General features: G+C 61.2%; 12 protein-coding genes. 5 read left to right on the top strand and 7 right to left on the bottom strand.

Translation table 11 applies throughout. From position 1 onward, the window contains the following. The first annotated feature begins 3 nt into the window (after nt 1-3). Together OLZ32_RS30535 and OLZ32_RS30530 are read left to right on the top strand one after the other, a co-directional pair. Nucleotides 4-456, top strand: a complete 453-nt coding sequence (locus OLZ32_RS30535) for a DUF421 domain-containing protein (protein WP_264399167.1) — start codon at nt 4-6, stop codon at nt 454-456. 74 nt (nt 457-530) lie between these two features. Further along, nucleotides 531-839 carry a HigA family addiction module antitoxin gene (locus tag OLZ32_RS30530; protein ID WP_264399166.1) on the top strand — a complete coding sequence of 103 codons (309 nt, stop codon included), beginning with the start codon at nt 531-533 and terminating at the stop codon, nt 837-839. 95 nt (nt 840-934) lie between these two features. Here OLZ32_RS30530 and OLZ32_RS30525 read toward each other — a convergent pair whose 3' ends face one another. The 7 genes from OLZ32_RS30525 to OLZ32_RS30495 form a co-directional block, all read right to left on the bottom strand. After that, nucleotides 935-1,699 (bottom strand): FadR/GntR family transcriptional regulator, encoded by a 765-nt coding sequence (locus OLZ32_RS30525; RefSeq protein WP_003549481.1) that lies wholly within the window; start codon nt 1,697-1,699, stop codon nt 935-937. 24 nt (nt 1,700-1,723) lie between these two features. Further along, complete coding sequence (locus OLZ32_RS30520; RefSeq protein ID WP_264399165.1) at nt 1,724-2,788, bottom strand: four-carbon acid sugar kinase family protein; 1,065 nt, start codon at nt 2,786-2,788, stop codon at nt 1,724-1,726. Further along, nucleotides 2,785-3,777: an ABC transporter ATP-binding protein gene (locus OLZ32_RS30515; protein WP_319641144.1), complete on the bottom strand. Its 993-nt coding sequence runs from the start codon at nt 3,775-3,777 to the stop codon at nt 2,785-2,787. Before OLZ32_RS30515 ends, OLZ32_RS30520 begins: the two co-directional genes overlap by 4 nt. Next, entirely contained in the window at nt 3,777-4,784 is a 1,008-nt protein-coding gene (locus OLZ32_RS30510; RefSeq protein WP_003549484.1) for an ABC transporter ATP-binding protein, read from the bottom strand. Before OLZ32_RS30510 ends, OLZ32_RS30515 begins: the two co-directional genes overlap by 1 nt. Then, nucleotides 4,781-5,737 carry an ABC transporter permease gene (locus tag OLZ32_RS30505; protein ID WP_003549485.1) on the bottom strand — a complete coding sequence of 319 codons (957 nt, stop codon included), beginning with the start codon at nt 5,735-5,737 and terminating at the stop codon, nt 4,781-4,783. Before OLZ32_RS30505 ends, OLZ32_RS30510 begins: the two co-directional genes overlap by 4 nt. A gap of 2 nt (nt 5,738-5,739) precedes the next feature. Next, complete coding sequence (locus OLZ32_RS30500; protein WP_003549486.1) at nt 5,740-6,696, bottom strand: ABC transporter permease; 957 nt, start codon at nt 6,694-6,696, stop codon at nt 5,740-5,742. A 129-nt stretch (nt 6,697-6,825) separates the two neighbouring features. Next, complete coding sequence (locus OLZ32_RS30495; RefSeq protein WP_264399163.1) at nt 6,826-8,460, bottom strand: ABC transporter substrate-binding protein; 1,635 nt, start codon at nt 8,458-8,460, stop codon at nt 6,826-6,828. Between the two features lie 325 nt (nt 8,461-8,785). On the opposite strand from OLZ32_RS30495, the gene OLZ32_RS30490 reads away from it, so the two are divergent. From OLZ32_RS30490 to OLZ32_RS30480, 3 genes are all read left to right on the top strand, one after another. Then, a complete protein-coding gene (locus tag OLZ32_RS30490; protein WP_264399162.1) occupies nt 8,786-9,691 on the top strand; it encodes a dihydrodipicolinate synthase family protein in 906 nt (301 codons plus the stop codon). Nucleotides 9,692-9,702: 11 nt separating this feature from the next. Next, nucleotides 9,703-10,890: a sialidase family protein gene (locus OLZ32_RS30485; RefSeq protein WP_264424243.1), complete on the top strand. Its 1,188-nt coding sequence runs from the start codon at nt 9,703-9,705 to the stop codon at nt 10,888-10,890. Nucleotides 10,891-11,228: 338 nt separating this feature from the next. Further along, nucleotides 11,229-12,362 (top strand): iron-containing alcohol dehydrogenase, encoded by a 1,134-nt coding sequence (locus OLZ32_RS30480; protein WP_264424241.1) that lies wholly within the window; start codon nt 11,229-11,231, stop codon nt 12,360-12,362. The last annotated feature ends 13 nt before the right edge of the window (nt 12,363-12,375 follow it).

The following is a 12,375-nucleotide window of genomic DNA, read 5'->3' as shown; positions in this document are numbered from 1 at the left end:
ACGGTGGATGCGGTATTACGCGGACTGGCAATTTATTTCACGCTGCTCGTGATCATCCGTCTGTCGGGAAGACGGACATTGGCCCAGATGACGCCGTTCGATCTGGTCATCGTGCTGGTGATCTCCGAAACCACCCAGCAGGCGATGCTGGGCGATGACTTCTCGATCACCAACGCCGTCATTTTGATCCTCACGCTGTTTACGACCGACATCGGCCTGTCCTACGTGAAGAGGTGGTGGCCTCGCGCAGCTCATATCATCGATGGTGTCCCAACCATTCTGGTGACGGATGGCGTCTATGACGAAGGCGCGCTCAAAGGCGCCCGGCTGCAGAAAGAAGATGTCATGCAAGCGGCTCGAAGCCAGGAAGGCATCGAGAGCGTGACGGAGATAAAATTTGCCATCCTCGAAGTGAGCGGCAACATCAGCATCATCAAGAATCAGAAATCCGACTGACAATCGATCTCTGGCATCAAAAGATCAAATGTGATCTTGTCACACTGAGGCGGCTCTGACTGGGGAATGATCCAATGCCCGTATGTAAAACGACGAGGCCGACGACGCATTGCCCTTCCCACCCTGGGGCATTGCTTGAGGACATCATCCCCGCAACGGGAAAAGCCAAGGTGGAAATCGCCAATCTGCTCGGAATCTCGCGCCAGCAACTTTACGATATTCTGAACGAGAAGAAGCCCGTGTCGCCCAATGTCGCTGCTCGACTTGGAAAATTGTTCGGTGATGGCCCCGCAATATGGCTGCGCATGCAGGCTGCGTATGATGCTTGGCACGCCGAACGGGAAGTCGACGTCTCCGCCATCCCGACGATCAGGGCAGCATGATCGAAAGCGCGCTTATCGGCATTGCCGAGGCAGGAACGAAATATCGTGATGATCTCTCTGCCACTTTCGAGCTGACAGCTTGTTGGGGATGCGCTTCAGAAGGATAAGTCGAGCACCCGGCCCTCGAACAGACGATCCCGGGAGCCTTCAAGATGCGCCTTCATCAGTCGCTGCGCATCGTCGGGCCGGCCATCGGCGATCGCCTTGTAGATGGCGTTATGCTCCTCATAGACCTGTTCCAGCCCTTGGCGGGGGCCGAGCAAAGAGAGGCCGTGGAGATGCATGCCAACGGCGATGTGGGCCTTCAGCGCATCGATCGAGGCGGTGTAATAATGATTGTTCGCAGCCTCCGTCACCGCGCGGTGGAAGAGGAAATCGGCGTCGGTGCGGTGAAGCTGATGGCTGGTCGCCTCACGCAGATCCGCAAGCGCGCTGGCGATCTTCTGAATCGCCTGCTCATTGCGGCGTTTGGCGGCGAAATAGGCGGCCGCCGGCTCGATCGTCAGGCGGAATTCGTAGCAGCGCTGAATGTCGGCGATCGTCTTGACCGGCGAATAGGCAAGCTGCGTCGTCGGCGACCCATGCGCACTGACGAAGGTGCCGGCGCCCTGCCGTGCATAGACCATGCCCTGATCGCGCAGGCGCGCCAGCGCATCGCGGACGATCGGCCGCGACACGCCCAGCATCGAGGCAAGCTCATGTTCGCCGGGAAGGCGTGAATCCGGCGGATAGTTTCCGCCGCGGATACGCTCGAGCAACTGGTCGAAGACGCGATCGACCAGCTTGACGGCCTTGCCGCGTTCGGGCTTGCCCGGCGGGCCGGCTTCCGCGTTCAAAGATTCGCCATTCACTTCAGCCACGTCATTCTCCCCGGCGGTATCTTACTATGCCGCCCGATTCCAAAGAACCAGTCTTAGCAAACTATCGGGATTGCCGAAGCCCCCGGACTTCACGGCGCACCGAAAATGCCGCCCGTCGGCTGCGGTGACATCGAACCACGGCACGCCGGCTTCGACTTCGCCTTGCGGCGCCAGCACTCTGACCCTGAGCGCCTGGAAAACGGCAAGCGCCGTATCGCCGCCACCGACCATCAGCATGTCAGGCTTGGTATCGTCGATAACCGATCTGACGCCTGCCGCAAAACGGCGGGCGACCTGTGCTGCATCGGCTGTCATATCGCCGGAGCAACGCAGCAGCGCCGGCAGCGCCATGCCCTCCCCGACTTCGACCTGCCCCATCGGCGCGTCCACCACCATGCGCAGGACACCCGAGGCTTCGAGCTGGTCCATCTGGGTAGCAGTAATCGGGTCGCGCGAGCCAAAAGCAAACAGGGTGCGCCGACTCGCTGCAAATTCCGGCACCGCTTGCCGCCCCGTTTCGCCGAGCTGGCGGGCAAGAGCAGCACCCAGACCCCGTGCGCCGACCGCAAGCGTCAGCCGCCAGTCATGATCGGCAACGATCTGGTCGAGATCACTGTCATCCTCCGCATCGGCAACGGTGACGCTGCCTGCGCGGCTCTCGAACAAATCGGCGATCGACAGCGGCTTGTCGACGCCGCGGCCGACGACACAGCCTCTATAGGTCACACGCTCCTGATCGGGAACAGCCGGCGCCACGAGGATAGTCTCCAGGCCGAGCGCATCGGCCAGCACCAGGCTTTCCACTGCTACATTGCCCTTCAGCCGGGAGTCGATCTTCTTCATCACGACTGCGGGCTTCACGCCGCGAAGCGCCTCGGTCGCCAAGCGCACCCTTTCGGCAGCTTCGCGCTCGCCGAGCGCGCGCGAGGCGGTATTGATAACGACAACGTCACAGCCGGTGGCGACTGCATCCTCTGCGGCCCCGACATCGACGGCGACCGCCACCGAAAGGCCGGCTTCGACGAAGGGCGTGCCGGTATCGAGCGCACCCGTCAGATCATCGGCAATGATGGCGGCCTTCAGCGTCATGCAGTCTGTCCGGTGTTGACGGCGTGACAGGCGACGAGATGGCCGGGTTTTGCTTCCTGCCACGCGGGAATGACCTTACTGCAGACATCCATGGCAATCGGGCACCGCGTGTGGAAACGGCAGCCCGACGGCGGGTTCAGCGGGCTCGGCACGTCACCCTGAAGAATCTGGCGCTGGCGGGTGCGCTCATGCTCCGGATCGGTCTCCGGAACGGCCGACAGTAGAGCCCTGGTATAGGGATGCAGCGGATTGTCGAAGAGTTCCTCGCGGGTGGCAAGTTCGGCGAGCCGCCCGAGATACATGACGCCGACGCGGGTGCTGATATGGCGCACGACCGCGAGATCATGGGCGATGAACAGATAGGTCAGCCCGTATTTTTCCTGCAGATCGAGCAGCAAGTTGATGATCTGTGCCTGGATCGACACGTCGAGCGCCGAGATCGCCTCGTCGCAGACGATGAATTTCGGCTGGCAGGCGAGCGCGCGGGCGATGACGACGCGCTGGCGCTGGCCGCCGGAAAGCTCGTGCGGGTAGCGCTGGGCAAACCGCGTCGGCAGGCCGACATCGGTGAGCAGTGTCGCGACCCTGTCCTTCAGCTCGGCCTTGGTGCAGAGCTTGTGGAAAAGGATCGGCTCGCCGATCGCCTCGCCCACCGTCATGCGCGGATTGAGTGTCGAATACGGATCCTGGAATACGATCTGCAGGTCGCGGCGGAAGGGCCGCATCTGTTTTTCATCGAGCGTCGCGAGATCCTGGCCCTTGTAGACGACCCTGCCGCTGGTCGCCTTGTAGAGGTTGAGAATGGTGAAACCGGTCGTCGACTTGCCGCAGCCGGATTCGCCGACGAGACTCAGCGTCTCGCCTTCCATGATGTCGAGATTGACATTGTCGAGCGCATAGACGGTCGCCGAACGCTCACCGAAGGCGCCGAGCTTGACGTGGAAATGCTTGACCAGGTTTTCGATCTTGAGCAGCGGTTGAGCACCCATCATGCGGCCTCCTGCATTCTCTGGACGACGAAACAGGCGGCGCGGTGATTGCTGCTGCCGCTCAGCGGTTCGAGCTGCGGCACCTTTTCGTGGCAGATGGTTTCGGCAAGCGGGCAGCGCGGCGCAAATGGGCAACCCTTCGGCCGGCGGCCGGGCTCCGGCGGCGTGCCGCCGATCGAGCTCAACCGGCTTGCCGGCGGGTCCGAGAGCTTCGGGATCGAAGACAGCAGGCCGCGCGTATAGGGATGGCTTGGGCGGGCATAGAGCTCGTCGACAGGCGCATCTTCGACCACCGTGCCGGCATAGAGCACGGCGACGCGATCGACGAGGCCGGCGATCAGCGCCAGGTCATGGGTGATCCAGACGACCGACATGTCGAGCCTGGCCCTGAGATCCTTCACCAGATCGACGATCTGGGCCTGGATGGTGACGTCGAGCGCCGTCGTCGGCTCGTCGGCGATCAGCAGTTTCGGATTGCAGGCAAGGCCGATCGCGATCATCACGCGCTGGCGCATGCCGCCGGAAAGTTCGTGCGGATAGGCCTGCAGGCGCTCTTCCGGGCCGGGAATGCCGACAAGCCGCAGAAGTTCGACAGCACGGGCGCGGGCCGCCGCCTTTTTCATTCCGCGGTGATAGATCAGAGGCTCGCAGATCTGGTCGCCGACGCGCATGACGGGATTGAGCGAAGTCATCGGATCCTGGAAGACGAAGCCGATATCGCCGCCGCGCACCTTGCGCAGTTCTCTATTCGACATCGTCTGCAGGTCGCGGCCGTCGAATGTCGCCGATCCCTTGGTGACCTTGATCTTGTTCGGCAGGAGCCGCATCAGGCTCAGCATGGTCAGGCTCTTGCCGCAGCCGGATTCACCGACGACGCCAAGGGTCTCGCCCCTGTCGACATGGAGGTCGATGCCGTCGACGACGATGGCGGGGCCGTTGCGGCCATCGATTTCGACGGTAAGGCCCCTGACATCGAGCAGGCGGTTGGTGCTTTTCGTGTCCATCATTTGCTGCCCCGCGGATTGAGCGCGTCGTTGAGGCCGTCGCCGAGGAAACTGAAGGCAACCGAGGCAAGGCCGAGCACGGCCGCCGGAGCGGCGAGAAGGTGGGGATAATGCTGCCAGACGCGCAGGCCGTCCGAAATCATGTTGCCCCAGCTCGGCGTTGGCGGATTGACCCCGACGCCAAGGAAGCTGAAGGCGCTTTCCAGCACCATCGCCGTGCCGAGGCCGGCGCTGACCGAGACGATCAGGGGGCCTAGCGCATTCGGAATGACATAACGCTTGATGATGATCCAGTTCGAAAGCCCGAGCGCCTGGGCCGCGGTGATATACGGTCGACTGCGAATCGACAGCACCTGGGCGCGCACGAGCCGCGCGTATGGCGGCCAGGAGATCAGCGCCATAGACCCGAAGACGAGGGCGAAATCCACCCACATGGTTTCGCGATAGAAGGGATTGAGGGTCTCGAGATAACGCGCTTCCATCCATTTGCTGATCGGCGATTTCAGTGAGGCGTTGATAACGACGACGAGCAGCAGGTTGGGAACCGACATCGTCACGTCGGTCAGCCACATGATGACGCGATCGAATGGATTGCCGAAGAAACCGGCGACGGCACCGAGCACGAGACCGATCAGCACGGCGAAGACGGTGACGATGACGGCAACAAGGAAAGCGGTGCGCGTGCCGAAGACCACGCGGCTGAAGACGTCGCGGCCGAGATCGTCTGTTCCGAAGAGGTGGCTCATCGACGGCAGGACATTGCGGGCGTTGAGATCCTGGCTCAGATAATCATAGGGCGTGAGATAAGGCCCGAAGATCGCCGTGAAGGCGAGGATCACGACGACGATCAAGCCGAAGATGGCGAGCCTGTTGCGCTTCAGCCGATACCAGGCGTCGCGCCACAGGCTGACCGGCTCTTCGACAGTTTCGATGGTGGAAAGAGGGATGGCGGACATGGTCAGCGGCTCCTTCTTGAATCATTGGCGCGCGGATCGAGCAGCGGATAGAGCACATCCACCAGGAGGTTCGACACCATCACCAGAAACGATCCGATCAGCGTGATCGCCAGAATGACCGGATAGTCGGAATTGATCAGCGCCTGCACCGTCAACCGGCCGAGACCCGGCAGGCCGAAAACGAGTTCGACGAAGATCGCGCCATTGACGATGGTGATCATGATCAGGCCGAGCTGCGTGACGACGGGCGTCAGCACCGGCCGCAAGATATGGCGCAACGCCACCATGATCTCGGGTACGCCCTTGGCGCGGGCGGTCCGGACGAAATCCTCCGACAGCACCTCGATGACGGCGGCACGCGTTTGACGCACGATCAGCGCGATCGGCTGGAAAGAAAGGACGAGCAGCGGCAGCAGGATACGGACGTCGAGGATGCCACCCCAGCCATAAGGCACGCTCGCACCCGGCAGCAGCACGATGAGGCCGACCATCAGCAGCGGGCCGGCGACATAGGCCGGGATCGCCCACAGGAAGAGCGCGGAGCCCAGAATGGCATAATCGATGCGTGAATTCTGGTTGAGCGCGGCGATCATGCCGAGCGGGATCGCGACGACGGCCGTCAGGATGATGGAACAGATGGCAAGCTGGAAGGAGACAGGTGCCGCGGCTGAGACCATCGCCCAGACGGAGCGGCCCGAGGTCAGCGAATTGCCGAACTGGCCGTGCAGCAGGTTCCAGATGTAAAGGCCAAACTGGACGATGAAGGGTTTGTTGAGGCCGGCACTTTCGCGAATGGCTTCGATGCGCTGCGGATTATAGGCGACGTCGCCCGGCGCGCGCAGGAAGATCAGCTTGATCGGATCGCCGGCGCCATAGAAGGCCAGCGCGTAGACCGCCAGCATCACCACCAGAACGGACGGAATCCAGATGGCAAATCGGGTTAGCACGTAGCGCAGCATGGCCACCTCTCACCGGTTGTTCGATGCGTTCCCGCTTTTGGCTGCGATCGCATCTCTTCTTCTTGAAACTTGCGCGAAGGCCTTGCGGCCTTCGCGCGGGCTATTGTCGATTGGGACGGTTCCGCCGGATCAACCGATGGAAATGTTCCAGGGTTCGACGACCTGCCAGTCAAGGTTCTTTTCCAGGCCCTTGACGTCCTTTGTGGCCCAGCGCGACATCGCCTGAGAATACCATGGAATGAAGGCCCAATCCTCGCGGAACGCCTTCTGGGCCTCCTGAGCGAGAGCAATGCGCTGCGGATCATCTGCAGCCTTGGTCGTGGCTTCGGCAAGAGCGCTGTCGACCTTGTCGTTCCTGTATCCACCGAGCTTGTTCTGGGCGTTCGACGAGGTTGAGGCGATGCTGCCCGCCAGATAGGAGACGGCATCGGGAACGCGGGTGCCGACGTCGTCGCGGAAGATCTGGACCGAGTTCTGATCCGGACCCGCATACGAATCCTGCTGCGGCTTCATGTCTACGGCGGTGATGCCGAGATTCTGGCGCCACTGCTCGGCAATGAACTGGGCGGCAGCCTGAATGGCTGGCCCCGAGATGCCGACGAACAGGATCTTCGGCAGGCGCTCCGGGCCGCCGTAGGTCGATTCCGCAAGCAGCTTCTTGGCAGCCTCCGGATCATAGGGATAGGGCTCGAAGCCGGAATTCTCCGCACCCGGCACCGCATTGAGGATCTGGTCCGCCTTCTTATGCGGCCCGTCGGGATAGGACGCCTTGAACAGGCCATCGCGATCGACCGCCATGATCAGTGCCTGGCGGACTTTCGGATCGTCCATCGGCGCACGGGAAATGTTGAACCAGAAGTGCTGGCTGGTCGGGATCAGCGGGCCGGCCGAGAATTCCGGGCCGAGATCCTGGATGATGGTCGAGGTGATCAATTCGGTATGGGCGTTGAACTCTCCCGACTTGATCAGCGACGTTGCGCTGACATTGTCCTCGATCGAGGTGACCTCGATGCGCGCAAGCTTCGGCTTTGGTCCGAAGAAGTTCTCATTCGGCTCGAAAGTGAGTTTGCCGGCGTCGATATCGATGCTCGTCAGCTTGAAGGGACCTGAGAAGACTGGCTTGCTATCGGGCTTATACCAATCGATGATCTCCTCACCGTCGCTACCGCGCGACTGCGATGCCTTGGTGATCGGCGCGATGTGATTTGCTAGGCGCATGAAGAAGATCGGATCGGCGGCGGCCAGCGTCACGACGACCGTCCCCTCGTCGGGTGTCGCGACACCCGTCAGCTCGTTGCCGGAGCCGGCGGAGATTTCGGCATAACCCTTAACCTTGCTCAGCACCTGGTCGGCGCGCTGGCTCTTGGTATTCGGCATCGAGGCGACTTCCCACGATCCCTTGACGTCGGCCGAGGTGATCTTGCTGCCGTCGGAGAAGACGGCCTTGGGGTCAATTTTGAAGGTCCAAACAGTGTTGTCAGCCGATTCCCAGCTGGTGAAGACGTAGGGTTTGATATTGCCTTCGCTGTCGAAATACATCGGCGATGCCCACCAGATCGAATTCCAGCGGAACGTCCTGCCGCCGCCGCGCAGCGGCGACCAGTCCTGGTCGAAGGCCGGATGCGCGACCTTCAGGACCTGGCCTTCATCGGCCATGACGATGCGGGCATTCATCCCGAAAACGGTGAGGCCGACGCCGGCTGCAAGGCCGAGCTTCAGCGCGTTACGACGTGATATATTGGTTTTATCCGATTGATCAGACATGGCATTCCTCCCAGAGTGAATTCGGCAGCGCTCTCCCTGCACCTGCCAGGCGCAGCACAATCCGTTCCGTATCGTTCTCTCGTTATTGTAAATATGTCAACAAAAAATCGCGATTTCAATTCCAACAAAATTTTATCCTGAAAATAAACACGTTATAACAGATAGATAACTTTTTGGAGTGACGCCCCAGCATTTTGTCTTCTTGACAAAAGCGCGGCAATATAAAAGTTCTTTGCACTCCATCACGACAGACGGATGACAATCGCAATGCGTAGCCCCCGGTTCGAGCACGGATCGGCAAGACAGGACGCGCCGAGGAGGCAAAATGAGCCATCACAGGATTACAGGCGTATTCAGCGCGTCCGCAACGCCGCTGACTGCAGACAATTCACCCGATCTCGCACTATTCACCGATCATTGCCGACAGCTGCTGGCCGAGGGATGCCATGGCGTGGCGCTGCTTGGCACGACGGGCGAGGCCAATTCCTTCTCCGGAGCCGAGCGTCGCGCCATTCTGGAAGCAGCGCTGAAGGCCGGTATTCCTGCCGACAGGCTTTTGCCGGGCACCGGCGTCGTCGCCATTCCCGAGACCGTGGAATTGACCCGGCACGCACTGTCGCTTGGCGTGACCAAGGTGGTGATGCTGCCGCCCTTCTACTACAAGGGTGTCTCTGACGACGGCCTCTTTGCCGCCTATTCGCAAGTGCTGGAAAAGGTCGCCGACACCCGCCTTCAGGTCATCCTCTATCACATTCCGCAGGTGTCAGGCGTTCCGCTGTCCATTCCGCTGATCGGGCGGCTGATTGCGGCCTTCCCGGAAACGGTCGTCGGCATCAAGGAATCTGCTGGCGATTTCAACAACATGCAGGCGATCATCGCCGCCTATCCCGGTTTTTCGGTGCTGGCTGGCGCCGATCCGCTGCTGCTGCCGCTGCTGAAGGCGGGTGGTGCCGGCTGCATCACCGCAACCTCCAATCTCGTGGCGAATTCGCTGCGCACCATCTACGACCATGTCCATGACGAGGCACGCGCCGCCGATGTCGAGGCGGCGCAGGCACGCATCAGCGCCTATCGCACGCTTTCCAATTCCTACGTCCAGATCCCGACCATCAAGGCGATGGTGGGGCTGAAGACCGGCAATCCCGCCTGGAAGCGCACGCGCGCGCCGCTGATGCCCCTTGATGATGCCGACTATGCCGCGCTCGCCGAAAGCTACACCAAGCTGCCTTGAGGAGATCTGTCATGACCTTTACCGGCCTGCCTCCGGAAGCCGTTCCTGCCCTGATGACCGGCGCCATCACCCCTCACACCACCGTCGAGGGTCGTGCGGATGCCTATCTACCCTCCCCCTGCATCCAGAACCATGCCGCAAATCTCGCCTTTTTGCCCGACGGCACGCTGACCTGCGTCTGGTTCGGCGGCACGATGGAGGGCATGGGTGATATCTCGATTTACATGTCGCGGCTGGCGCCGGGCTCCGAGCGCTGGTCCATGCCGGAAAAGATGAGCGACGACCCAGAGAAATCCGAACAGAACCCGTTGATTTTCAATGCTCCAGACGGAAAAGTATGGTTGCTCTATACTTCGCAGACCTCGGGCAATCAGGATGGCTCTGTTGTCAAATGCCGGATTTCAGGTGATGGCGGCCAGACCTTCGGCCCGGTTCGTATCCTCTGCGACAGTCCCGGCACCTTCGTCCGCCAGCAGATCGTCGTCAACGGCCGGGGCGACTGGCTGCTTCCGGTCTTCCGCTGTGTCGGCCTGAACGGCCAGCGCTGGAGCGGCGATGCCGATACGGCTGCGGTGCTGATGTCGCGTGATGGCGGCGTGAGCTGGCAGATGCGCGATATTCCAGACAGTATCGGCGCGGTGCACATGAACATCCTGCCGCTTGGCGGCGGCGAGATGATCGCCTTCTACCGCAACCGTTTCGCTGAAAACATCCTGTCCAGCCGATCATCCGACGGCGGCGAGACATGGAGCGCGCCCGAGCCCGCCGAATTGCCGAACAACAACTCCTCGATCCAGGCCACGATTCTTAATGATGGAGCAATCGCAATAGTTTACAACCATTCGAATGCCGCCATGTCGGATGCACGCCGCCAATCTCTCTATGACGAAATCGAGGGTGGCGAGGCTGGAGAGACCGCCGTCTTTGCCAATAGCAGCGTACGCAAGGCTGTCTGGGGGGTTCCGCGTGCGCCGCTGAGCCTGGCGATATCGAGGGATGGCGGCAAGAGCTTTCCGCATCGCATCGATCTCGATAGTGGCGACGGCTTCTGCCTCAGCAACAATTCCAAGGATTCGCTGAATCGCGAATTCTCCTATCCCTCGATCGTCCAGGGCGGCGACGGCGCGCTCCATATCGCCTACACCTACTACCGACGCACCATCAAATATGTGCGCCTCGCCCCGCAATTCCTGCCGTAAACAAAGCGGCGGCCGAAAATTGTCATCCTGCATCCGCTCGCATGCGAAGGGATGTGGGATGCGGGGTTGACTGACAGGAAAATTGACAACAGGGTTGGACAATTCACCGCCGCCGCAAAGATGATGGCCAGTTGGTGTCTGGCATGTCGTTTTCATCATGATTGGTTTCATAAGACACTGATATATTTATCGATATGAGCACGGCACCGCCGCCTCGAAGCGCGCATCAGATGATAAAAAATTCCGCTCGCTGGAATGCCGGCTTGACATTGATCTTACAACTTTACATTAAAGAGGGCGACGATAGTGCCACAAGATCTTGCAGGGAGGACCGGTTCATGGCCAGCTTGGATTCGCCGATCACGATAGTTCGGCCGCATCTGATCGAATTCGGCGTCGGCACGGCGGGAAAGCTCGGCAAATGGGCCGCCGAAAAGGGCTATCGGCGTACGCTTGTCATCTCCGATGCCTTCAACGCCTCGCGCATCGACGTGCTGGAGCTGAAGGGCGAGGTTACGGTCTTTGCGGAAGTGACGCCCGAGCCGGATACGGCCAATCTCGAAAAGGTCCTGGCGGCGGCAAATCGCGCCGATGCCGAGCTGATTGTCGGCTTCGGCGGCGGCAGCGCCATGGACTTGGCGAAACTGGCCGCCGTGCTTGCCGGCTCCGCCCAGACGCTGCACGAGGTCGTCGGTCCGAACAAGGTGCGCGGGCCGCGCAAGGTGGCGCTCGCCCAGGTGCCGACGACATCGGGCACCGGCAGTGAGGCCGGCATCCGTGCGCTCGTCACCGATCCGGCGACGATGGCAAAGCTTGCCGTCGAAAGCCTGCATATGCTGGCCGATATCGCCGTCATCGATCCGGCCCTGACCTTCAGCGTCCCTGCCCGCACGACGGCCGCCACCGGCGTCGATGCCATGGCTCATTGCGTCGAGGCCTTCACCAACCGCAAGGCCCATCCGATGGTCGACATCTATGCGATCGAGGGAACCCGCCTCGTCGGCAAATATCTCGCTCGCGCCGTCAGGGACGGCAATGACGCCGAGGCGCGCGCCGGCCTCTCGCTCGCCTCGCTTTACGGCGGCTTCTGCCTCGGCCCGGTCAACACCGCCGGCGGCCATGCGCTCGCCTATCCACTCGGCACGCGCTGGCATGTGGCCCACGGCGCGGCAAATGCGTTGATTTTTCCGCATGTTCTCGCCTTCAATACACCGTCCGCTCCTGAGAAAACCAGGGCGGTGATGGAAGCGCTTGGGCGTGAAACCTCCGGAAACGTCACATCCGTCTTCGATGCGGCTTACGCTTTCTGCGCCGAACTCGGTATCGAGATGAAACTTTCCGGCCTCGGCGTGCCGGAAAGCGATCTCGACGCCATGGCCGACGACGCCTTTGCCATTCGCCGTCTGCTCGATAACAATCCGCGCGATCTCACGCGCGCCGACATTCGCTCGATTTATGCGGCCGCTTTTTAAGCCACAAAGTTTT

This window comes from Rhizobium acaciae (genome assembly GCF_025941625.1).
Classification (GTDB): domain Bacteria; phylum Pseudomonadota; class Alphaproteobacteria; order Rhizobiales; family Rhizobiaceae; genus Rhizobium; species Rhizobium acaciae.
This window is presented reverse-complemented; position numbering and strand designations above follow the sequence as displayed.